The organism is Serratia sp. DD3 (assembly GCF_000496755.2).
The window spans coordinates 80,696-102,877 of record NZ_AYKS02000084.1; the positions used below are offsets into that span (position 1 = coordinate 80,696).

A 22,182-nucleotide genomic window follows, 5' to 3' on the forward strand; every position below is an offset into this window, starting at 1 on the left:
CATCTATGTACCTGTTGTAGCCCCCACCAACTTAAATGGCAATGGGCAGCGGCAATTGATTTTATTCTGGCAGGGGTCGGTCAAATTTTCTTAGTTTTTACATAACTGTACACAATCACCCGAACCTGGGTTGATATTTTCAGTTTGTACAATTTGCCGTGGGATAAGGCTAAAATGGTTAGCGCCATCAGGCTGACAGATGACAGGTGACAGGTGACAGGTGACAGGTGACAAACCACATTTTCTAGCGTAGATAAGAGTCTATTTTATAAAATTGATGCAGGAGCACGTTATGCTAACCATTTGGGGCCGTAAAAACTCAAACAATGTCAAAAAAGTACTTTGGTGTGCTGGCGAACTGGGGCTGAATTTCACCCATATCAATGCCGGGGGCGCTTACGGTAAAGTTAACGAAGCCGCCTATCGAGCCCTCAACCCTAATGGGCTGGTACCCTTGTTGCAGGACGACGATTTTGTGCTGTGGGAGTCGAATACCATTGTTCGCTATCTGGCAGCAAAATTTGGTCAGCCCCCCTTTTACCCGCAAGATCTGCAAGCCCGCGCCGCTGCAGAAAAGTGGATGGATTGGCAAATTGCCCCGATCGCGGCCCCGTTCCGTACCCTATTTTGGGGCATAGTTCGTACCGAGCCGGAACAACGTGATAATCAACAAATCGAAGCCGCCATTAAGGAAATGGAACACCACCTCGATATCGTGGAACAAACGCTGGCAAATCAACCCTATCTTTCAGGTGAAACCTTCGGCATCGGCGATATTCCGTTAGGTACCTTTATTTATGCCTGGTTTGAAATGCCCATCAAGCGCCAGCCGCGGCCACATATGGAGCGTTGGTACCAGCAACTTTGTGCCCGACCAGCTTACCAAAGTGCTGTGATGCTGCCACTTAGTTAAGTGAATAGGGTATGGAGGGGTATACTCTAAATAATTCAATTGATTGCTCCATCACTGACCAATAGGTAATGAAATGGAAGCCCCAAAAATGGTTGTCAACAGCGTCGCCTACCGAGCGGGTAAACGGCTGAAAGATATTACGATCGATGATATCAGTGAAGTGGTGAAAGAACCGGATACCTTTGTCTGGCTCGGGTTATGGCAACCCGAAGATAGCTTTATGCGCAAAGTCCAGGAGGAGTTTGGCCTACACGAGCTGGCGATTGACGATGCGTTACATGCCCACCAGCGCCCCAAAATCGAAACTTATGGTGATTCCCTGTTTATTGTGGTGAAAACCGCACAATGGATAAACGATGAAGTGGAATACGGTGAAACACATTTCTTTGTGGGTAAACATTTCCTGATTAGTGTACGCCATGGTGCATCTTCCAGCTATGTTCCTATCCGTGCCAAAGTGGAGGAGAACCCGAAACACCTCAGCCTAGGACCGGGTTTTCCCCTGTACTCGGTACTGGATTTTATCGTCGACAATTACCGCCATATTGTTGGTAAATTTGAAGAGATGATCGAAGATATCGAGTCCAGTATGTTCCGTTCTGATTTTGATGAAACCGCCATTGAGAACGTCTACACCCTGCGCCGCCATCTGCTCGGTCTGCGTAATGCAGCCCTCCCCATGGATGAGATCTGCAATCAGCTTATCCATCTGCATGAAGATGTGATCCCCAAAGAACTCCGTGCTTACGTTCGCGATGTCCAGGACCATGCCCGGCAAGTGGTCATTACTTCAGACGATATGCGTGAAATGCTGACCAACGCCATGCACGTTAACCTGGCGCTGGTCAGCGTAAAACAGAATGAAGTGGTGAAAAGACTGGCGGGCTGGGGGGCCATTTTGGCTATTCCGACGGTGATTTTCAGCCTGTATGGGATGAACTTTGCCGATATGCCAGAGCTGAAATTCCCCTGGGCATATCACGCAACATTAGGTGCCACAGCAGTTGGCTGCATTTTCCTTTACCGGAAACTGAAGCGCGCTGGTTGGCTATAGCCGGCTCCGGCCTGCCCACACAGGGCTATGGATGACTTAGCCCTGTGTGGGAGAGTGCTTTGATACCGCTTTAAAACAGAGATAGCAGTACAAATTCCCTGCCAATCTCTGTAGAATCCCTGCCCTGAACACACCCAAACCGAATACTTTTTAACCTATGAACAATGTCACCCAACAGCCCAGAATCGGCTTTGTTAGCCTCGGTTGCCCAAAGAATCTGGTTGATTCTGAACGCATCTTGACCGAACTGCGTAACGAAGGTTACCAAGTCGTACCGCGTTATGATGATGCGGAACTGGTGATCGTCAACACCTGCGGATTTATTGATAGTGCCGTACAGGAATCACTGGAAGCCATCGGTGAAGCATTGAACGAAAACGGCAAGGTGATTGTGACTGGCTGCCTGGGCGCCAAGGAAAATCAGATCCGCGAAGTGCACCCCAAAGTGCTGGAAATTTCCGGCCCGCACAGTTATGAACAGGTTTTATCCCATGTTCACCAATATGTACCGAAGCCCGTGCATAACCCCTTTACCAGCCTGATCCCGGCTCAAGGGGTCAAACTGACACCGAAACACTATGCCTACCTGAAGATCTCCGAAGGGTGCAACCACCGTTGTACTTTCTGCATCATCCCTTCCATGCGCGGGGATCTTGATAGCCGCCCGATTGGTAGCGTGTTGGATGAAGCCAAACGCCTGGTTGAATCCGGGGTAAAAGAATTACTGGTGATTTCACAAGATACCTCGGCCTATGGTGTCGATATCAAGCACCGCACCGGCTTCTGGAACGGTCAACCGGTGAAAACCAGTATGGTTAGCCTGTGTGAGCAACTTTCTAGTTTGGGTGCTTGGGTACGTCTGCACTATGTTTACCCTTATCCTCATGTCGATGAAGTGATCCCACTGATGGCGGAAGGTAAAATCCTGCCTTATCTGGATATTCCGCTGCAACATGCCAGCCCCAAAATTCTCAAGCTGATGAAACGCCCTGGCGCGGTAGAGCGCACACTGGAGCGAATCAAACGCTGGCGGGAAATCTGCCCGGACCTGACGCTACGTTCCACCTTTATCGTTGGCTTCCCTGGGGAAAGCGAAGAAGACTTCCAGATGCTGCTCGATTTCCTGAAAGAGGCGAAATTGGATCGCGTCGGTTGCTTCAAGTACAGCCCGGTAGAGGGTGCTGCAGCCAATGAGCTGGCGGATCAAGTGCCGGAAGAGGTCAAAGAGCAGCGCTTCCACCGTTTTATGCAGTTGCAACAGCAAATTTCTGCGCAACGTTTGCAAGATAAAATTGGCCGCGAAGTACTGGTGCTGATTGACGAAGTGGATGAAGAAGGCGCAATTGGCCGCAGTATGGCAGATGCGCCAGAAATTGATGGTGCGGTTTACCTTAACGGTGAAAGTAACGTCAAGGTGGGTGATATTGTCAAAGTGAAGATTGAAAACGCTGACGAGTATGACCTGTGGGGCTCTAAAGTCTGACGGACCTGACCACCTGCCCAAGGTGATACTTTGGGTATAAGCGCGGTTCGCATTTTAAGTGCTGTTAACACTAAAGGGGCATCAGAGCCCCTTTATCATACTCTTCACTTTTGAAGGCGCTTAACTGATTGGCATCCGTATCGGGTCGGGGTGTTGGTAGGCAAAACCCAACTCACGGCAGATACGGCTACCGTCCACCAGCCGCCCTTCCTGCTCCCCCTCATCTGCAAACTGTGGCGGTTGCAGGTGCAATTGCTTGGCCAACAACGGGTAGAACTCACGCTTGGTGGGATGGATTGGCGCACAAATATTATAAACGTGCCCCCCGGTAGGCTGCTGGAGCAACAGTTGAATGGCGGCAATCACATCATCCTGATGCACCAGATTCACCCCTTGTGCTCCCCCTTTCACACCCACCTTACCGGCAAGAAAACGCCCAGGGTGGCGATCTGCCCCCACCAACCCAGCCAAACGCAGGATATCTACCGACGTATGCGGTAATTGATGCAGCCAAAGCTCCAGTTCTGCCAATACGCGCCCACTGGAAGTCACCGGATGCAGCGGTGAATCTTCATTTACACTACCGCTGGTCTCGCCATAGACCGAGGTCGAGCTGGTAAAAATAATACGCGGAACCGCATAAGCGATGGCGCTATCCACCAGCATCTGCACCGCATCAAAATAGCCGCGACTCCCTTCGACAGTACGGCTAGCTGGCAAGGTGATCACCAACGCATCCACACGCAATAACTGCTCTAGATCATCGGGCTGACAAAGCAGTTCTGGCACTACTTCAAGCTGATAACACTCAACGCCACTCATCCTTGCGGCTTCGACCCCGTCCGGTGTGGTTTTACTGCCAACCACTTTATAGCCACGGCTCATCAATGATAAAGCCAGCGGCATACCTAACCAACCCAGACCAATAATGGCGACTTTTTTCATCAGCTTCCTCTCAAGAAGATCATAGCGTTGACGTTTTCCGTTTATCGAGACACCGGCGCGTTCAGTATGGCTTATCGGCGCGATAGCTGTTAGCGGGTAGATTTTAGCATAGCTCCAGCGGAAAGCCGTGTCTCAAATCCCCGCAGAGATAACCCACGCCTTTGCCAAATCAGGCGGTCTCTACACGACAATGACTCGACCCTCAGGGAAGGGGCGAATAACTATGGTCAACAACCGAACAATTTGCAGTATGACAAGCATAAATTCACAAAAAATAGTTGCATGTGATAGCACAGATAGTTTAGCTTAATCAGCAGTCCAGCATTGGCTGGTTTAATGTAAAGAGAATTATCATGACACGCGTTCAGTTCAACCACCATCATCACCATCATCCTGACTAGTCTTTCAGGCGATGTGTGCTGGGAGACGGTTCTTGAATCTTCCAGTGGCGCGTAGAACGTAAAAAACGCATGAGAAAGCCCTCGGAAGATATCTTCCGAGGGTTTTTTTTTGGTTTCAGACTGACATAAATTATTTTTTTACAACAAATTCAATTCATTAAGATTTATACAGAGGTCACTATGTTGGATAAAACACGTTTACGCATCGCCATGCAAAAGTCAGGTCGCTTGAGTGAAGATTCGCAAAAACTGCTGGCCCGCTGTGGTATCAAGATCAACCTGCAACAACAACGCCTGATCGCCTTCGCCGAGAATATGCCGATTGATATCCTGCGGGTGCGTGATGATGACATCCCCGGGTTGGTGATGGATGGCGTGGTTGATCTCGGTATCATTGGCGAAAACGTGCTGGAAGAAGAGCTGCTCAATCGCCGTGCTCAAGGGGAAGACCCGCGTTACTTAATGCTGCGCCGTCTGGACTTTGGTTCTTGCCGCCTGTCACTGGCAGCCCCATTGGATAGTGAATATAGCGGCCCACAATGTTTGCAAAATTCCCGCATCGCTACCTCCTACCCACACCTGCTTAAGCAATATCTCGATAAACAAGGGGTGAATTTCAAATCCTGCCTACTGAACGGTTCTGTGGAAGTCGCCCCACGCGCTGGCTTGGCGGATGCCATTTGTGACCTGGTTTCCACCGGTGCCACGCTGGAAGCCAACGGCCTGCGTGAAGTGGAAGTGATTTACCGCTCCAAAGCCTGCCTGATCCAACGTGATGGCGCCATGTCTGAGCCGAAGCAGCAGTTGATTGACCGTTTGATGACCCGTATTCAAGGGGTGATCCAGGCGCGTGAATCCAAATATATTATGCTGCACGCCCCGAGTGATCGCCTGGATGAAATCATCGCCCTGCTACCCGGTGCCGAACGCCCGACTATTCTGCCATTAGCCGGTGCGGACAGCCGTGTTGCCATGCATATGGTGAGCAGTGAAACCCTGTTCTGGGAAACCATGGAAAAACTGAAAACCCTGGGTGCCAGCTCCATTCTGGTACTGCCCATTGAGAAGATGATGGAGTAACACCATGCAGAACTTCAATACGGTGGTCAATTGGGGCAGTTGTAATGCCGAGCAACAGGCTGAATTGCTGATGCGCCCGGCTATTTCCGCCTCTGACAGCATCACCCGCACCGTGCGTGAAATACTGGAGAATGTAAAAACCCGTGGTGACAGTGCACTGCGTGAATATAGCGCCAAGTTTGACCACACCGAAGTGACTGCACTGCGTGTTACCGCCGAGCAAATCGCGCAAGCCAGTGCCCGCTTGGGGGAGGAAATCAAACAGGCAATGGCGGTGGCTGTCGCCAATGTGGAAACATTCCATAATGCGCAACAGTTACCCCCGGTGGATATCGAAACCTTGCCCGGCGTGCGTTGCCAGCAGGTGACCCGCCCTATCGATTCGGTCGGGTTATATATTCCCGGCGGTTCTGCCCCGCTATTCTCCACCGTATTGATGCTGGCCACCCCAGCACGTATTGCTGGTTGCCGCCGCGTGGTGCTCTGCTCACCGCCCCCCATTGCTGATGAAATTCTCTACGCAGCACAGCTTTGTGGGGTGCAGGAAGTGTTTCAGGTGGGTGGCGCTCAGGCTATTGCCGCCTTGGCTTTCGGCACCGACTCCATTCCGCAGGTGGATAAAATATTTGGCCCGGGCAATGCATTTGTTACCGAAGCCAAACGCCAGATCAGCCAACGCTTGGATGGTGCCGCCATCGATATGCCAGCGGGCCCTTCCGAAGTATTAGTGATTGCTGACTCGGGTGCTACGCCGGCATTTATCGCCGCTGACCTGTTATCACAAGCGGAGCATGGCCCAGATTCACAGGTGATTCTACTGACGCCCGATCAAGCCTTGGCCGAAGCAGTGGTAGTGGCGGTTGAACAACAACTGGCACAATTGCCCCGGGCCGCCACGGCGCGCCAGGCATTAGCCAGCAGCCGCTTGATCGTCACCAAAGATTTGGCGGAATGTATCGCTATCAGCAACCAGTATGGGCCTGAACACTTAATTATCCAGACCCGAGATGCACGCGCTTTGGTAGATAGCATCACCAGTGCGGGTTCGATCTTCCTTGGCGACTGGTCACCAGAGTCGGCCGGTGATTACGCCTCGGGCACCAACCACGTGCTACCCACCTACGGCTATACCGCCACCTGCTCAAGCCTGGGGCTGGCGGATTTCCAAAAACGCATGACGGTACAGGAACTGACACCGCAAGGCTTTATGACGCTGGCCCCCACCATTGAAACGTTAGCGGCTGCCGAGCAACTTATCGCCCACAAAAATGCCGTGACCTTGCGTGTCGCTGCGCTGAAGGAGCAAGCATGAATATTGAAGCATTAGCGCGTAAAAACGTGCGTGAACTCACCCCTTACCTGTCTGCTCGCCGTTTAGGGGGCAAAGGGGATGTGTGGCTGAATGCCAATGAATACCCACTGGCACCAGAGTTCCAACTGACCAGCCAGAACTTAAACCGCTACCCAGAATGCCAACCCGCACAGGTGATTGAGCGTTATGCCGCGTATGCCGGGGTGAATAAAGAGCAGGTAGTGGTGTGCCGTGGTGCAGATGAAGCCATCGAACTGCTGATCCGTGCTTTCTGTGAACCAGGCAAAGACGCCATTCTTTATTGCCCGCCTACCTATGGCATGTATGGCGTCAGCGCGGAAACCTTTGGCGTGGAACGCCGCACCGTGCCAGCCAAGCAAGATTGGCAACTGGACCTGCCAGCCATTGCCGCCAACCTGGATAACGTCAAACTGATTTATGCCTGCAGCCCGAATAACCCAACCGGTAACCTGCTGAACCCTGACGACTTGCGCCAACTGCTGGAAATGGCACAAGGCAAAGCGCTGGTGGCCGTGGATGAAGCCTATATTGAATTTTGCCCGCAGGCTTCCGTTGCTGGCTGGTTAAAGGATTACCCACACCTGGTGATACTGCGCACCCTGTCAAAAGCCTTTGCGCTGGCCGGTTTGCGCTGTGGTTTTGCCTTGGCGAACCCAGACGTCATCAACCTGTTGTTAAAAGTGATTGCCCCGTATCCCCTTTCTGCCCCAGTGGCGGATATCGCCGCCCAGGCGCTAAGTAGCGAAGGTATTGCGGTTATGCGCCAACGCGTGAGCGAACTTGCTGCCAACCGTAGTTGGTTACAACAGGTATTGCCGGAGTGTGCTTGCGTGGAGCAGGTGTTCCCCAGCGAAAGCAATTACCTGCTGGTCCGGGTCACTGCCGCCAGTAATGCGTTTAAAAGTTTGTGGGATCAAGGCATTATCCTGCGCGACCAAAATAAACAGCCTAGCCTGGCTAACTGCATACGCATCACCATTGGTACCCGTAGTGAATGCCAGCGCGTTGTTGATGCCCTCAATTGTTTGCCCACAGCCTAAGGAGCCGATGTGAGCCAGAAAATTCTTTTTATTGACCGCGATGGCACGCTGATTGCTGAACCACCGGAAGATTTTCAGGTTGACCGCCTGGATAAACTGGCGCTGGAGCCGGAGGTGATCCCTTCCCTGCTGGCACTGCAACAAGCGGGGTTTACCCTGGTGATGATCACCAATCAGGATGGACTGGGGACGGCCAGTTTCCCACAGGAAACTTTTGATCCCCCACACAACCTGATGATGCAGATCTTCGATTCTCAGGGGATTAAATTCGCACAGACCCTGATCTGCCCGCATAAGCCAGACGATCAGTGCGAATGCCGTAAACCTAAAATCGCCATGGTTAAAGGTTACCTGGAGCCGGGCGTGATGGATACCGCCAACTGCTATGTGATTGGTGACCGCCAAACCGATATCCAATTAGCCAACAATATGGGCATTCAAGGGCTGCTGTATCAGCGCCAAAGTTTGGGCTGGGCGGCCATTACCCAACAGCTGACCAAACGCGACCGCCATGCTCAAGTGACGCGAGTGACCAAAGAGACCCAGATTGAGGTCAATGTCTGGCTGGACCGCGAAGGTAACAGCAAGATTAAAACCGGTCTTGGCTTCTTCGACCATATGCTGGATCAGATTGCTACCCATGGCGGCATCCGTATGGATGTCCAGGTGAGTGGCGACCTGCATATTGATGACCACCACACCGTGGAAGATACCGCGCTGGCACTGGGTGAAGCCCTGAATAAAGCGTTAGGCGACAAGCGTGGGATTGCCCGCTTTGGCTTTGTGCTGCCGATGGATGAGTGCCTGGCCCGTTGCGCGATGGATATTTCTGGTCGCCCGCACCTGGAATACAAAGCTGATTTCAACTATCAGCGTGTGGGTGATCTCAGTACCGAGATGGTTGAACACTTCTTCCGTTCATTGTCTTATGCCATGGCTTGCACCTTGCACCTGAAAACCAAAGGCCGCAATGACCATCACCGGGTTGAAAGCCTGTTTAAAGCCTTTGGCCGCACTCTGCGCCAGGCGATCCGCGTGGATGGCAACACCTTGCCCAGTTCGAAAGGGGTGCTGTGATGAAAGTGGTGATCCTCGACACCGGCTGTGCCAACCTGGCCTCCGTCGCTTACGCGGTAAAACGGCTGGGTTACCAGCCAGAAGTCAGCCGCACACCCGAAGTGGTACTAGGTGCTGATAAACTGTTCCTGCCTGGCGTAGGGACAGCACAAGCCGCCATGGAACAATTAAAACAGCGCCAGTTAATCGACCTGATCAAAGCCTGCACCCAACCGGTGTTGGGCATCTGCCTGGGAATGCAACTATTGGCAGAAAGCAGCGAAGAGAGTGGCGGTATTAAAACCCTAGGGCTGATTGATACCCCAGTAAAACAGATGACCGATTTCGGCCTGCCTCTGCCCCATATGGGTTGGAACCAGATCGTTTCGCACGCGGGTAATCCGCTGTTCCGTGGCATCGATAACGGTGCCTACTTCTACTTTGTTCATAGCTATGCGCTGCCAATATGTGCAAACACCATCGCTCAGGCGAACTACGGCGAGCCCTTCACCGCCGCCGTACAAAAAGACAACTTCTTTGGCGTGCAGTTTCATCCAGAGCGATCTGGCAGCGCTGGGGCCCAACTGTTGAAAAACTTTCTGGAGATGTAGCTAGCATGATTATTCCCGCTTTAGATTTAATCGACGGCAATGTAGTGCGCCTGCACCAGGGTGACTATGGCCAACAACGTGATTATGGCAACGATCCGCTACTGCGCTTGCAAGACTATCAGCAACAAGGGGCACAGGTGCTGCACCTGGTGGACCTGACCGGGGCTAAAGATCCCGCTGCCCGGCAAATTCCCTTACTGCGCAAACTATTGGCAGGCATCAATGTGCCGGTACAAGTGGGGGGCGGTATCCGTAACGAGCAAGATGTTGCTTCCCTACTGGCCGCTGGTGCCAGCCGCGTGGTGATCGGCTCAACAGCAGTAAAACAGCCGGAGATGGTACAGGGTTGGTTTGAGCGTTACGGTGCCGATGCCATGGTACTGGCGCTGGATGTGCGCATTGACGCCCAAGGCCGTAAACAGGTCGCCATCAGTGGCTGGCAAGAGAACTCTGACGCCACACTGGAACAAGTTATTGAACAGTACCTGCCTTTCGGCCTGAAACACGTGCTTTGTACCGATATTTCACGGGATGGCACGTTGAAAGGCTCCAACGTGGAGCTGTATCAGGAAGTGTGCCAACGCTACCCACAAATCGCCTTCCAGGCATCCGGTGGCATCGGTAACTTGGATGATATCGCTCAATTACGTGGTAGCGGTGTTGAAGGGGTGATTGTTGGGCGCGCCCTGTTAGACGGTAAATTCAGTGTTGAGGAGGCTATCGCATGTTGGCAAAACGGATAATACCTTGCCTGGACGTTAAAGATGGGCAAGTGGTGAAAGGCGTTCAGTTCCGCAACCACGAAATTATTGGTGACATCGTTCCGCTGGCTCAACGCTATGCCCAGGAAGGCGCCGACGAACTGGTATTTTACGATATCACCGCCTCTAGCGATGGCCGGGTGGTGGATAAAAGCTGGGTATCGCGGGTAGCAGAAGTGATCGATATTCCGTTCTGTGTCGCCGGAGGGATTAAAAGCGAGGAAGATGCCAGCCAGATCCTCTCCTTTGGTGCGGACAAAATTTCCATCAACTCACCAGCACTGGCAGACCCAACGCTTATCAGCCGCCTGGCGGAGCGCTTTGGCGTACAGTGCATTGTGGTGGGAATAGACACCTGGTTTGAAGCCACCACCGGCACATATCATGTTAACCAGTATACCGGCGACGAAACCCGCACCCGGGTGACGCAGTGGCAAACCCTTGATTGGGTACAGGAAGTGCAACGCCGTGGTGCTGGGGAAATTGTGCTTAATATGATGAACCAGGACGGCGTGCGCAATGGCTATGACCTGGAGCAACTGCAACGTGTACGGGAAGTGTGCCAGGTACCACTGATTGCCTCTGGCGGCGCCGGTACTATGGAACACTTCCTGGCGGCCTTCCGTGATGCCAATGTCGACGGCGCACTGGCTGCTTCGGTGTTCCATAAACAAATTATCAATATCGGGGAGCTGAAAAAGTTCCTGGCAAAGAATGGTGTGGAGATTCGCCTGTGTTAACAGAACAACAGAGAAGTAAACTGGATTGGGAAAAAACCGATAACCTGATGCCGGTGATCGTTCAACATGCGGTTTCTGGCGAAGTGCTGATGCTGGGTTATATGAACCCGCAAGCACTGGCAGAGACCGAACACAGCGGCAAAGTCACCTTTTTTTCACGCACCAAACAGCGCCTATGGACCAAAGGTGAAAGCTCCGGCCACTTCCTTAACGTGGTGAGCATCACGCCCGATTGCGATAACGATACCCTGCTGATCCTGGCCAACCCCATCGGCCCCACCTGCCACTTGGGCAATAATAGCTGCTTCCACCCGGCAAGCAGTGACTGGGGGTTCCTGTATCAGCTTGAGCAACTACTGGCCGAGCGCAAAAACGCCAGCCCAGACAGCTCTTACACCGCCAAACTGTACGCCAGCGGCACCAAACGCATTGCACAAAAGGTAGGGGAAGAAGGGGTAGAAACCGCTCTGGCTGCCACGGTGAATAACCGTGAAGAACTGACCAATGAAGCAGCAGACTTGATCTATCACCTGCTGGTGCTACTGCAGGATCAGGAACTGGATCTGAGTAAAGTGATTAGCTGCCTGCGGGAGAGGCATGAGAAGAAGTAGCGTTAGGAGTTGAGTTGTAGCAGTAAGAGCCTATCGCCATAGACTCTTACTGCATCGTTATACCCCCTAGGCGCCCTGCTTTAGAAAGTCCAATCATCTTGCTACTATAAATCCAAACAATAAAGGCATGACTCTCCAGTGCACTAAATTCTTTTTTTTCATAGGGATAAGCTGAAGCTTAAAACGACTTCATGTGTAAGAAAAGTGACTAGTGACATGGTCACCTGTATCAAATCCAACTCAGCGCGCCTCAAAAAGGATATGTAATCAACTGAGTCAGGCTGTTCAGCGTAACTGTTCAGCGTAACAACGTTCAAAATAGTACAATATTTGGTGAAGTTAACTTGATATATAGATACTATTGATATCTTAATTTTTTTTGCTGAATATACTTTTTTATCAAAAAATGTTTAAAAAAGTGAATGATATGCTATGAAAAAAAAGATTGTTATCGTAGGTGGTGGTTTTTTCGGCATGTATATTGCCGAATTTTTTGCAGAGCGGGGGCATGATGTCCAACTGTTTGAAAAAGAGTCAAACTTTATGTCTCGGGCATCATTTAACAATCAAGCACGCGTTCATAATGGTTACCATTATCCTCGTAGCATTTTAACCGCCTTAAGGTCTCGCGTATCTTTCCCTCGTTTTGTGGCTGAGTTTCGTGATTGTATCGACTCCGACTTCGAAAAGTACTATTTAATCAGCAGCAAACTAGGAAAAGTGACAGCTAATCAGTTCACCAAATTTTGTGAGCGTATTGGCGCATCTTGTGAGTCCGCCCCCTCCCACTTACAAAAGCTCACTAATCCGGCCATGATAGATGCCTGTTTTTCTGTTACCGAATATGCTTTTGACTCGTGGAAACTTCGCGATGCCATGCTAGAGCGAGTGAAAACATCCTTAGCCAATTATCAGACAAATGTTTCAGTCGATAAGGTATGCCAGCACCAAGACGGTTTAATGGTTACCTACACGAATACCCAGTCTGGTGAAATTGCAGAGATGTATGCTGATCATGTATTCAACTGCACTTACTCTCATATCAACTACATGTTGCAAAATTCTACTCTAGAGTTAATCCCTCTTAAGCATGAAATGACAGAAATGTGCCTTGTGGATGTACCGGATGAGTTGAAAAAAGTTGGCTTGACGGTGATGTGTGGTCCATTCTTTTCCGTAATGCCCTTCCCCTCTGCTAAGTTGCATTCTTTTAGTCACGTTCGTTATACCCCACATTATGAATGGTTCGACAAAGACCATATCACTTATGTTGATGCTCATAGAAAATTTGATGAAGACGAAAAAAATAGTGCTTGGCACTATATGAAGAAAGATGCCATGCGCTACTTACCCATTCTAGAAGATTGTGAGTATAAGCGCTCTCTCTGGGAAGTGAAAACCTTGCTACCTCGTAGTGAATCTGATGATTCGCGCCCAATATTATTTAGAGCTAATCATGGTTTATCTGGGTTCCACTGCATTATGGGGGGAAAAATAGACAATGTATATGATGTAATCGATGCGATTACTAAGCAGCATATTGTAGATTGATAGGAGTGTTAACGCCGTGAAAAGTGACTCTTTTGTTTCAGTAGTATTAAATATTGACCAACAGTTAGTTGGGATAGAAGAAAAAGTAAAACAAATTCAAGTTTATTTGGATAGCTTGTATTCTGATTATGAAATAGTCATTATAATTCAAGGGCCTTGGGTAACAAATAGCCCAGGATATGATATGGAAACGATGTTACGCCATATCCCCAGCGTTCGTTATATTCAACTTGCCGGCTGCGTTCACAATGATGTTGCTTGGGCTGCTGGTCTTGAAAATGCCATCGGTGATTTTGTGGTACTTTTCGATCTTCAAACTGATCCAATCAGTGCTATTTCAGGTACCGTTGAGTGCTGCAAATCAGGTATGGATGTCGTAGTGGGTGTTGCTGAACAACCTATTTCATTAGCTTATCGCTTGTTTCGTTCAATCTCAGATAAAATCCTGCAAGCTATCGACTACCACTTACCGCCACAGGCAACCAGCTTACGTTGTCTTAGTCGACGAGCGGTTAACTCAGTCACCAGTACCGGCCGTTTCCATCACCAATTTTATTTAAGAATACAAAAAACTGGCTATCCTAGTGGTTCATACTGTTACGAACTACAGCCAGACAGCTCACAAAAAAAATCCTTCTGGTGTGGTTTCCGATACTTGGTGCGTTTGATGGTATTCAACTCATCTCGACCACTACGCTGGATGTCTGGAATCGGCATGATAGGAAGTTTAGCTGCATTCATTTTTGCAGTATACAGTGTGACTATCAATATTATTAGTGGCCACGTAGTTGAGGGGTGGACAACAACTGTTCTCTTTATGTCTCTGTTATTTATGTTACAATTTGTCATGCTGGCTTTTTTTGGTGAGTACCTTGGCCGCTTATTGGATGATCGCAGTGAGCAGGCTGATTACTCAATTGTATTCGAAAAGAACAGTGCTGTTATGGTCAACCAGGATCGTGTTAATGTTCTCAGTGATTCTAGCAGTACATACAAAAATAAAGTTCAAACGGGCCGTGACCGATAACCTATCGGCAACAAGTAGCAAAGATAATCAGGTGGAAGATAATGCAAAATGCCTTAATCGGATTTTCGGGGTTTGTTGGTAGTACCCTACTGAAGCAAGCAAAGTTTGACGCACTTTATCGTTCTAACAACATTGGCGATATTGATAATAATATTTTTGATACCGTTGTATGTGCAGGCGCACCTGCGCAAAAATGGTTAGCCAACAAAGATCCAGAATCTGACCGTAAAAAAATAGACAGCCTGATTGCACATTTAAAAACAATAAAATGTAAAACGTTCATCCTTATCAGTACTGTGGATGTTTTTAAATCACCCATTGGCGTCAATGAGTCAAGTTTAGTTGACACCACAGACCTCCATGCTTATGGTCTTAATCGTTATCGTTTGGAGCAATTTGTCAAACATAATTTTGAACAGTTTTTGATAGTTCGATTACCTGGATTAGTTGGCCCAGGGCTACGCAAAAACATCATTTTTGATTTTCTTAATAGCAACAACCTTCATTCAATCGATAGCCGCGGTGTATTTCAATTTTATCCGATGGTCAACTTGTGGTTCGATATACAAGCTTCATTGAAAGCCGAATTAAAGCTCGTTCACTTAACAAGTTCACCGCTAAGTGTGGCGCAAGTTGCTCAGCAAGGCTTTGGCATCAGTTTTGAACAGCAGTTTGACGGGGAAGCAGCCACATATGATATGCAATCTCAATATGCATCTATACTAGGCGGCCAAGGTAATTATCAATATAGTGTTCGTGAAACGATACAAGCGATCCGCGCTTATGCTCAGTCCGAACCTATCGCGATGAAATCTGCAACTGAGGAAAAGAAATGAGATTGTCCATTTCTAATATTGCTTGGGATGTAGCAGAAGATAATGCCATGGTAGGGCTTTTACATAAGTATCAAGTAGATGCTATTGATATTGCACCAGGGAAATATTTCGCTGATCCTATTAATGCGTCAAATACTGATATTGCTAAAGTCAAAAATTGGTGGGGTGACCACAATATTGAGATTGTTGGGATGCAGGCCCTATTATTCGGCACACAAGGGTTGAATGTATTCGGTTCTGAAGAGAGCCAGCAAGCTATGCTATCCCATTTAACTGCAGTTTGTCGTATTGCAGTGGGTTTAGGTGCAACTCGTCTCGTTTTTGGTTCGCCACGTAATAGAGACTGTTCAGGACTCAGTGAGCAAAAAACCATCGAAACTGCGCTATCTTTCTTTCAACAACTCGCGGACATTGCACAACAGCATGGTGTAATTATTTGTCTGGAACCAAACCCGACGCACTATGGTGCCAATTTTATGACCACCACTGAAGAAACAGCACGTATTGTTAAGTTAATCCAACACCCATCAATAAAAATGCAATTGGATACCGGCGCGATGGCAATTAACAGCGAAAATGTTAATGATCTACTGCCTTGTTATTCAGATTTAATTGGTCATATCCATATTAGTGAAGCGGACCTGCTACCAATTGGAGATGCTACTACAAACCACAGCGCAATCCATCACGCATTAGCTCAATATTTGCCCATGCAGGTGGCCACTATTGAAATGGTAGCAACAACAAGTGAGCCTCATTTATACTCTATTGAGCGAGCACTGCAACACACAATCACCAATTATCGCCCTGCATTGCAGGTGAATAACATATGAAATGGTTGATTCTATTGTTAGGCATCGCATCTAATGCATCAGCCAGTGTATTAATTAAGCTAGCCATGATGCCACCACGTAAATTTCCGAGTTTTACCGATCCGTTGGCTGCACTAACTAATTGGCCATTCTGGCTAGGATTAATTTTATATGGGGCAGCATTTTTACTTTATGCAGCGGCCTTAGCCTATCTTCCGTTAAACGTAGCACATCCGATATTGACAACGGGTGCTGTTGCTTCCGTTGCGTTACTTTCAGTGCTCATTTTCAATGAACCATTACACTGGACTACTGGCGCTGGCATAGCTCTGGTTATCGCTGGAGTTGCACTGATCACTGCGCGCGTAGCTTAAAATAACAACAGAATGAAACTATTATGAATACATTGACAAAGCAGCAAGATTCATGGCAAGTCCCATCGTTCGATATTTCCTTATGGCTTGGAAAAAAGAGTGACTATTGTGTCATTATTCCAGTTATCAATGAAGGAGAACGAATTAAAAGCCTGCTCAGCCGTATGGCTGCACTGGCAATTGCTGATATGGCAGATATTATTATCGTTGATGGCGGTAGTAGTGATGGTTCTTTAGAACTGACCAGCTTGCGAGATTTGGGTGTTCGTGGGTTATTATTGAAAACTGGGGAAGGCAAATTAAGTGCCCAACTACGTTGTGCATATGCATTTGCCTTGGAACAGGACTATGAAGGTATTATCACGATCGATGGAAATGATAAAGATGATCCCGAAGCCATTCCAAATTTCATTACTGCATTAAAGAATGGATTCGATTTTGTTCAAGCCTCACGCTTTCTTAACGGCGGTATTGCAGAGAACACACCTAAATCACGTGATTTAGCCATACGCTTTATGCATGCTCCGGTATTAAGTATCGCGTCAGGTTTCAAATGGACAGATACTACACAAGGCTTCCGTGCCTATAGTAAAAAAATGTTACTTGACCCGAATATGTCTATATTCCGAGATGTATTTATGACATATGAATTATTAGCTTACCTATCCTATCGCGCACCGAAGTTGGGGTACCGGTGCATTGAACTAGCAACAATACGGCGCTATCCTAAAGGAGAAGTACCAACTAAGATAAGTAGTGTAAAAGGTAATATTTCTGTTCTTCTCGTATTATTTAAGGCAAGTTTTGGTTTATATAATATAAAGTTAAAAAAATAATTAATGTTTCTACATTAAAGCGATATAGGTTAGTAGGTGAGTTTTAATGTAAGTAAATATTCAATGATTCATTATTTTAACAGTCACAAACTGTCTCAGACAGTACTAGAGCTTAGAGATGATAATATGAAAGACGTAATGAAAATATTATTCCTATTCTTTTTGGGCTTTTCAATCCTATTTTTTCGCGAGCCCTATGCATTCCTAGATGCTAACGTTTATGCAGAAGATGGTATATGGACAGCAAAAGCATTGCGTGATGGCTGGATATCCACATTTTTACATGCACGCTCAGATTATTATGTTTTCTTCAACATTGCTTTACTTTTTATTTCCTCAAAAATTAGTTATATAGTCAGTGGCAGCCCTCTTTCTTTTTTACCGCAAGCCATAGCGATAGTTTCATATTCTTTCTATTCTGTTGTTGCTATATTAATCTATAAATGCTTGAGAATTTATTCTAATCGTTTCTTTTCAATGGCAGGGTTTCTATTTTCTATATTAGTTCCCCTTGGCGGATCTACCAGTGAGAGTATAGGCACTTTAGTCCAAGTTGGATTTTACATGCCAATCATCTCGGTATGCCTCCATTTATTAAGAGGCGAGTGCAGGGTAAAATATTTCAAATACATTTTTGATATATTTATATTTCTTGCAGCTGCAACAAATCCAGTTTGTTTTGCTGTTACTGGTATTTATTTGGCTTTGCGGATAAAATATTTTATAAAAAATAAACATGCCCTGCTTGAATTCCTGCCTTTAATTACATCATTATCATTACTTTTTTTAATCATTATTCCTAATATGGATGGACACGGAGGCATATTAGGCACTCCAAATCCGAAAAATATTATTGAAATGGTTACGGCAAGATCTATATTATATAATTTCATATTCCCTTGGTACAGTGTATTTAATGATTTAGCTTCTATTTTGTTTAGCTTTCTATTCCTCTCAATGTGTATCTTTGCATATATAAGCACTAAAAATGATAAAGCTAAAAATGCTATAATATTTCTATTCTCTGTAATGGCAGTGTACACTATAGCCACTATAAGTGGGCGGTATGGATTAACGGGAATTCTTAATAATTATACGGCAACATATCCTGATAGATATTTTATGGGTATAAATGTAATTTCATCTACTCTCTTCGTTATAGTATTGTCTCAATTATCCAATATCTATTTTTTAAATAAAATTTCATATGCATTGGTTATAATTGTTTTAATTCTTCATATAATGAATGTACTGAACGGCTCCGTTATAAGTAATTCGACACTAAAATATAACTCTTCAAATAAATTTAAAAGTAGTTTATGTCACCCAGAAATAGCAACTGACGGGTTTTTATTAATACAAATTGAACCGCCTGTGCCTAAATTTAAAATGAAGGTACCAGCTAAATATATTAATGATATAAACTGTACAGATTAATACTCAGGGCAAGATTACGAAACACCGCCCCGCCAAGGACAGACGCTAGGTACTCAGTGTCTATCCTTGCTCGGTGCATCTTTTTCGTAATCCTGCTTTAAACGTAACCGTCCCAGCCCATAGACATAAAAAAGGGGACGACCATCACTCGATCCCACATTGCCTATCGAGTGATTCTTTTTCTTTGGCACACTCTGGGTATAAAAAAGATAAATCACTTTCAAGCGCCACCCAAAATCCTTACAGCTTCTTGACTATGACTAAGCAAGTGTTAATATTTACTCCATTTATATCGGGACAACTACCCGAGTACGATACATTAATTATTAGAATGGTTTTGGTTTTTTATCACAGGAATTTCATGAACAGAAAAAATTGCTTCGATACAGTAAGACATATGGCTGCTCTTATGGTGTTATTCTCACATCATTACGCCCTATCTGGTCAATTAGAGCCATATATACTTAACTTTGAAAGTCTGGGGGGGATTGCCGTTATAATTTTCTTTAGTATTTCTGGGTTTTTAATTTCAAAGTCAGCGATGAATAGCAATGACTTTGTGGATTTTATGTCCAAGCGTGTTAAACGTATATTCCCCGCTTTAATTCCTTGCTCATTAATTATGTTTATAGTAATTGGTGGCTTTGTTAACCGTCATCAACCAAATGAATACTTCACCGCTGAAGTTTTCAAAAATATAATAAGCACAATTTCTTTAAATGGTTTTACCAATGACGGCATCTCTGATAATTTTATACATCCAGGAATCAATGGCAGTTTATGGACACTGCCTCTTGAATTCTTATGTTATTTAATCACTGGTCTTGCTGTAGCAACATGGAAGAGAGCTGAATTCTTCACTTTTGCTTTCATTTTCATGGTATTCATGTCAATTATACTATTGATCAATGAGTATCAAATACTCGTGTTTTCTATTCCTCTGTGGTTATTTTTTCTTCGCGGATCGTCTTTCTTTCTTGGGGCTGTTTTAGCTCTCAATTATGACAAGTGGAAAAAAAAGAATGTTTGTTTGTTCATAGCCATATTTCTTTTCATGTACGCTTTTTCCACTTATGGGAAAAAAATAGAATACACCGTTACTTGCTATATTCTAGTGTCATTTATGACAATACTTATATGCACATCTTTTAATGACTTCTTAGTAAACGGGAGGTTCGATTTTTCATATGGAATCTACATTTATGCTTTCCCTGTACAGCAGATCATAATTAACTACACCAACATGCCGTTCTTCCTTAGCATGTCGGTCAGCGCTGCGATTACGATAATTTTAGCTGCGTGCTCATGGCATTTTGTTGAGAAAAAAGCACTTTCTAAATATAGCAAAAAAATCTTACTCAAAAACGAATAGTTTTTTTATTTCAGGATAATGACATGAATAATAATGACTCTGGCCTGCTACTAATGGATATTTACAAGGAAGGTAGCTCAGATCAAGCAATGTCTGGTACTGATGATAAATCGACTGCCTTTACCGCTTTAATATAATTCATCCACTAATACCCAATTAACTTGAAAACGCTTACCCACGCTGGTTATTAGGGGAAGCGTACTGAAGGGGTCGTAGCGGCATAAGCCGCCTGAGTACCCCTTAGTGTGATTGTCCCTGGTATCTCGGACTCAATATGCACTTCAAAAAGTATTGGATTTAATCCAGTGCAAATTAAATCCTCAGTTTAAGTTCACTTCATCCATTCGGTATGAAATACCCCGTCTTTATCAATACGCTTGTAAGTATGCGCGCCAAAGTAGTCACGCTGCGCCTGGATCAGGTTGGCAGGTAACACAGCAGAGCGGTAGCTGTCGTAGTAGGCGATGGCGGCAGAGAAGGTTGGCGTTGGAATGCCATTCTGCACCGCATAGGAAACTACATCACGCAGTGCCTGCTGATAATCATCGGCAATCTGTTTGAAGTAAGGCGCCAGCAATAGATTAGCAATGTCGGCATTTTCAGCATAAGCATCAGTAATTTTTTGTAGGAACTGAGCGCGGATGATGCACCCAGCACGGAAAATCTTGGCAATTTCACCGTAATTTAAATCCCAATTATTTTCCTCAGAGGCTGCTTTTAACTGAGAGAAGCCTTGCGCATAAGACACGATTTTGCCTAGATACAACGCCCGGCGCACTTTTTCCGCAAACTCGGCTTTATCACCGCTAAATGGCGTTACTTTAGGGCCAGTCAGCACTTTAGATGCCGCAACACGCTGCTCTTTCAATGAAGAGAGATAACGCGCAAACACTGATTCCGTGATCAACGACAGTGGTTCGCCTAGATCCAGCGAGCTCTGGCTGGTCCATTTACCGGTACCCTTATTAGCAGCCTCATCCAAGATCACATCAACCAGGTATTTACCTTCGTCATCTTTCTTGGTGAAGATATCTTTGGTGATATCAATCAAATAACTGCTCAGTTCGCCTTTATTCCACTCGCTAAAGGTTTCAGCAAGTTGTTGATTGCTCAAGTTTAATGCCTGCTTCAGCAACGAGTAAGCCTCTGCGATCAGTTGCATATCGCCATACTCGATACCGTTATGCACCATCTTCACATAATGCCCGGCACCATCAGCACCGATATAGGCAACGCAGGGCTCGCCTTCAGCTACAGCGGCGATTTTCTTCAGGATAGGAGCAACCAGTTCATAGGCTTCTTTCTGGCCGCCAGGCATGATAGAAGGCCCTTTCAAAGCCCCCTCTTCACCACCGGACACTCCGGTACCAATAAAGTTGAAGCCCTGAGCAGACAGTTCACGATTACGGCGAATGGTGTCCTTATAGTAGGTGTTGCCACCATCAATCAGGATATCGCCCTTTTCCAGATGCGGGGTCAAAGAAGCAATGGTCTTATCCGTCGCATCCCCCGCTTTTACCATCAGCAAAATGCGGCGTGGCTTTTCCAACGATTCGACAAATTCTTCCACGCTGTAGTATGGCACTAAACTTTTGCCTGGATTCTCGGCAATCACTTCATCAGTCTTGTCACCGGAACGGTTAAAAATTGAAACGGTATAACCACGGCTTTCAATGTTCAGTGCCAGATTGCGGCCCATCACCGCCATGCCGACAACGCCGATTTGTTGTTTGGACATTAGGAACTCCTGTTTTAAAAAACTTTAACGTTGAAAACAAAAGAGATAATTGATTAAAGTTAATAAATATAAAACCATATCATAACGTGAAGATGAGTATTGTACAGATAAATTAGCGGGGCAGGGATTGTTCAGTGATGTGAGATCTTTGCGGAATAAATCGAATTTTTG

The 22,182-nt window shown here is 46.5% G+C and carries 22 protein-coding genes and 1 other annotated feature; of the genes, 20 read left to right on the plus strand and 2 right to left on the minus strand.

The window, feature by feature from the left end:
* Positions 1 to 292 precede the first annotated feature (292 nt).
* The 3 genes from IO95_RS16400 (at position 293) to rimO (ending at position 3,450) form a co-directional block, all read left to right on the plus strand.
* Positions 293 to 913 (plus strand): glutathione S-transferase family protein, encoded by a 621-nt coding sequence (locus IO95_RS16400; protein WP_023492253.1) that lies wholly within the window; start codon positions 293 to 295, stop codon positions 911 to 913.
* A gap of 73 nt (positions 914 to 986) precedes the next feature.
* Positions 987 to 1,967: a magnesium and cobalt transport protein CorA gene (locus IO95_RS16405; RefSeq protein ID WP_023492254.1), complete on the plus strand. Its 981-nt coding sequence runs from the start codon at positions 987 to 989 to the stop codon at positions 1,965 to 1,967.
* Between the two features lie 157 nt (positions 1,968 to 2,124).
* Positions 2,125 to 3,450, plus strand: coding sequence for a 30S ribosomal protein S12 methylthiotransferase RimO (rimO, locus tag IO95_RS16410; RefSeq protein ID WP_023492256.1), 1,326 nt, complete (start codon positions 2,125 to 2,127; stop codon positions 3,448 to 3,450).
* Positions 3,451 to 3,570: 120 nt separating this feature from the next.
* Here rimO and IO95_RS16415 read toward each other — a convergent pair whose 3' ends face one another.
* Positions 3,571 to 4,395, minus strand: coding sequence for an SDR family oxidoreductase (locus IO95_RS16415; protein WP_023492258.1), 825 nt, complete (start codon positions 4,393 to 4,395; stop codon positions 3,571 to 3,573).
* A gap of 353 nt (positions 4,396 to 4,748) precedes the next feature.
* Between IO95_RS16415 and hisL the strand changes: the two genes are divergently transcribed.
* From hisL to IO95_RS16495, 17 genes are all read left to right on the plus strand, one after another.
* Entirely contained in the window at positions 4,749 to 4,796 is a 48-nt protein-coding gene (gene hisL / locus IO95_RS25290) for a his operon leader peptide (RefSeq protein WP_100396937.1), read from the plus strand.
* Positions 4,772 to 4,907 (plus strand) — a sequence feature (His leader region). Its footprint overlaps the gene before it by 25 nt.
* Before the next feature lie 69 nt (positions 4,908 to 4,976).
* On the plus strand, positions 4,977 to 5,876 hold the full coding sequence (gene hisG, locus IO95_RS16420) for an ATP phosphoribosyltransferase (protein ID WP_023492260.1): 900 nt from the start codon (positions 4,977 to 4,979) through the stop codon (positions 5,874 to 5,876).
* Positions 5,877 to 5,880: 4 nt separating this feature from the next.
* Entirely contained in the window at positions 5,881 to 7,188 is a 1,308-nt protein-coding gene (gene hisD / locus IO95_RS16425) for a histidinol dehydrogenase (protein ID WP_023492261.1), read from the plus strand.
* Positions 7,185 to 8,249, plus strand: coding sequence for a histidinol-phosphate transaminase (gene hisC, locus IO95_RS16430; protein ID WP_023492262.1), 1,065 nt, complete (start codon positions 7,185 to 7,187; stop codon positions 8,247 to 8,249). Before hisD ends, hisC begins: the two co-directional genes overlap by 4 nt.
* A 9-nt stretch (positions 8,250 to 8,258) precedes the next feature.
* Positions 8,259 to 9,326 carry a bifunctional histidinol-phosphatase/imidazoleglycerol-phosphate dehydratase HisB gene (hisB, locus tag IO95_RS16435; protein WP_023492263.1) on the plus strand — a complete coding sequence of 356 codons (1,068 nt, stop codon included), beginning with the start codon at positions 8,259 to 8,261 and terminating at the stop codon, positions 9,324 to 9,326.
* Complete coding sequence (gene hisH, locus IO95_RS16440) at positions 9,326 to 9,916, plus strand: imidazole glycerol phosphate synthase subunit HisH (RefSeq protein WP_023492264.1); 591 nt, start codon at positions 9,326 to 9,328, stop codon at positions 9,914 to 9,916. Before hisB ends, hisH begins: the two co-directional genes overlap by 1 nt.
* A gap of 5 nt (positions 9,917 to 9,921) precedes the next feature.
* On the plus strand, positions 9,922 to 10,659 hold the full coding sequence (hisA, locus tag IO95_RS16445; RefSeq protein ID WP_023492265.1) for a 1-(5-phosphoribosyl)-5-[(5-phosphoribosylamino)methylideneamino]imidazole-4-carboxamide isomerase: 738 nt from the start codon (positions 9,922 to 9,924) through the stop codon (positions 10,657 to 10,659).
* On the plus strand, positions 10,641 to 11,417 hold the full coding sequence (hisF, locus tag IO95_RS16450) for an imidazole glycerol phosphate synthase subunit HisF (protein ID WP_023492266.1): 777 nt from the start codon (positions 10,641 to 10,643) through the stop codon (positions 11,415 to 11,417). Before hisA ends, hisF begins: the two co-directional genes overlap by 19 nt.
* The gene (gene hisIE / locus IO95_RS16455; protein ID WP_023492267.1) at positions 11,411 to 12,028 is read left to right on the plus strand and encodes a bifunctional phosphoribosyl-AMP cyclohydrolase/phosphoribosyl-ATP diphosphatase HisIE; all 618 of its coding nucleotides are present in this window, start codon (positions 11,411 to 11,413) and stop codon (positions 12,026 to 12,028) included. Before hisF ends, hisIE begins: the two co-directional genes overlap by 7 nt.
* Positions 12,029 to 12,460: 432 nt before the next feature.
* Positions 12,461 to 13,579, plus strand: coding sequence for an FAD-dependent oxidoreductase (locus IO95_RS16460; RefSeq protein ID WP_037386142.1), 1,119 nt, complete (start codon positions 12,461 to 12,463; stop codon positions 13,577 to 13,579).
* 16 nt (positions 13,580 to 13,595) lie between these two features.
* Complete coding sequence (locus IO95_RS16465; RefSeq protein ID WP_037386144.1) at positions 13,596 to 14,606, plus strand: glycosyl transferase family 2; 1,011 nt, start codon at positions 13,596 to 13,598, stop codon at positions 14,604 to 14,606.
* A 41-nt stretch (positions 14,607 to 14,647) separates the two neighbouring features.
* A complete protein-coding gene (locus tag IO95_RS16470; RefSeq protein ID WP_023492858.1) occupies positions 14,648 to 15,442 on the plus strand; it encodes an NAD(P)-dependent oxidoreductase in 795 nt (264 codons plus the stop codon).
* Positions 15,439 to 16,275, plus strand: coding sequence for a sugar phosphate isomerase/epimerase (locus tag IO95_RS16475; protein ID WP_037386147.1), 837 nt, complete (start codon positions 15,439 to 15,441; stop codon positions 16,273 to 16,275). The genes IO95_RS16470 and IO95_RS16475 overlap by 4 nt, the downstream gene beginning before the upstream one ends.
* Positions 16,272 to 16,628, plus strand: a complete 357-nt coding sequence (locus IO95_RS16480) for an EamA family transporter (protein WP_023492830.1) — start codon at positions 16,272 to 16,274, stop codon at positions 16,626 to 16,628. Before IO95_RS16475 ends, IO95_RS16480 begins: the two co-directional genes overlap by 4 nt.
* Positions 16,629 to 16,651: 23 nt before the next feature.
* The gene (locus IO95_RS16485; protein WP_037386151.1) at positions 16,652 to 17,464 is read left to right on the plus strand and encodes a glycosyltransferase family 2 protein; all 813 of its coding nucleotides are present in this window, start codon (positions 16,652 to 16,654) and stop codon (positions 17,462 to 17,464) included.
* A 126-nt stretch (positions 17,465 to 17,590) separates the two neighbouring features.
* Complete coding sequence (locus IO95_RS16490; protein ID WP_152554957.1) at positions 17,591 to 18,901, plus strand: hypothetical protein; 1,311 nt, start codon at positions 17,591 to 17,593, stop codon at positions 18,899 to 18,901.
* Between the two features lie 361 nt (positions 18,902 to 19,262).
* The gene (locus IO95_RS16495) at positions 19,263 to 20,273 is read left to right on the plus strand and encodes an acyltransferase (protein WP_037386153.1); all 1,011 of its coding nucleotides are present in this window, start codon (positions 19,263 to 19,265) and stop codon (positions 20,271 to 20,273) included.
* A 331-nt stretch (positions 20,274 to 20,604) separates the two neighbouring features.
* On the opposite strand, the gene gndA is transcribed toward IO95_RS16495, so the two are convergent.
* Positions 20,605 to 22,011, minus strand: a complete 1,407-nt coding sequence (gene gndA, locus IO95_RS16500; protein WP_023492848.1) for an NADP-dependent phosphogluconate dehydrogenase — start codon at positions 22,009 to 22,011, stop codon at positions 20,605 to 20,607.
* Positions 22,012 to 22,182: the final 171 nt, after the last annotated feature.

What these genes read in the sequence shown, in the direction of transcription:
- IO95_RS16460 (WP_037386142.1), top strand. Translation starts at nt 12,461, where the DNA reads ATGAAAAAAAAGATTGTTATCGTAGGTGGTGGTTTTTTCGGCATGTAT.
- IO95_RS16480 (WP_023492830.1), top strand. Translation starts at nt 16,272, where the DNA reads ATGAAATGGTTGATTCTATTGTTAGGCATCGCATCTAATGCATCAGCC.
- hisG (WP_023492260.1), top strand. Translation starts at nt 4,977, where the DNA reads ATGTTGGATAAAACACGTTTACGCATCGCCATGCAAAAGTCAGGTCGC.
- hisC (WP_023492262.1), top strand. Translation starts at nt 7,185, where the DNA reads ATGAATATTGAAGCATTAGCGCGTAAAAACGTGCGTGAACTCACCCCT.
- IO95_RS16400 (WP_023492253.1), top strand. Translation starts at nt 293, where the DNA reads ATGCTAACCATTTGGGGCCGTAAAAACTCAAACAATGTCAAAAAAGTA.
- IO95_RS16495 (WP_037386153.1), top strand. Translation starts at nt 19,263, where the DNA reads ATGAACAGAAAAAATTGCTTCGATACAGTAAGACATATGGCTGCTCTT.
- IO95_RS16415 (WP_023492258.1), bottom strand. Translation starts at nt 4,395, where the DNA reads ATGAAAAAAGTCGCCATTATTGGTCTGGGTTGGTTAGGTATGCCGCTG.
- IO95_RS16475 (WP_037386147.1), top strand. Translation starts at nt 15,439, where the DNA reads ATGAGATTGTCCATTTCTAATATTGCTTGGGATGTAGCAGAAGATAAT.
- IO95_RS16405 (WP_023492254.1), top strand. Translation starts at nt 987, where the DNA reads ATGGAAGCCCCAAAAATGGTTGTCAACAGCGTCGCCTACCGAGCGGGT.
- IO95_RS16490 (WP_152554957.1), top strand. Translation starts at nt 17,591, where the DNA reads ATGAAAGACGTAATGAAAATATTATTCCTATTCTTTTTGGGCTTTTCA.
- rimO (WP_023492256.1), top strand. Translation starts at nt 2,125, where the DNA reads ATGAACAATGTCACCCAACAGCCCAGAATCGGCTTTGTTAGCCTCGGT.
- hisD (WP_023492261.1), top strand. Translation starts at nt 5,881, where the DNA reads ATGCAGAACTTCAATACGGTGGTCAATTGGGGCAGTTGTAATGCCGAG.
- IO95_RS16485 (WP_037386151.1), top strand. Translation starts at nt 16,652, where the DNA reads ATGAATACATTGACAAAGCAGCAAGATTCATGGCAAGTCCCATCGTTC.
- gndA (WP_023492848.1), bottom strand. Translation starts at nt 22,011, where the DNA reads ATGTCCAAACAACAAATCGGCGTTGTCGGCATGGCGGTGATGGGCCGC.
- hisA (WP_023492265.1), top strand. Translation starts at nt 9,922, where the DNA reads ATGATTATTCCCGCTTTAGATTTAATCGACGGCAATGTAGTGCGCCTG.
- IO95_RS16470 (WP_023492858.1), top strand. Translation starts at nt 14,648, where the DNA reads ATGCAAAATGCCTTAATCGGATTTTCGGGGTTTGTTGGTAGTACCCTA.
- hisF (WP_023492266.1), top strand. Translation starts at nt 10,641, where the DNA reads ATGTTGGCAAAACGGATAATACCTTGCCTGGACGTTAAAGATGGGCAA.
- hisH (WP_023492264.1), top strand. Translation starts at nt 9,326, where the DNA reads ATGAAAGTGGTGATCCTCGACACCGGCTGTGCCAACCTGGCCTCCGTC.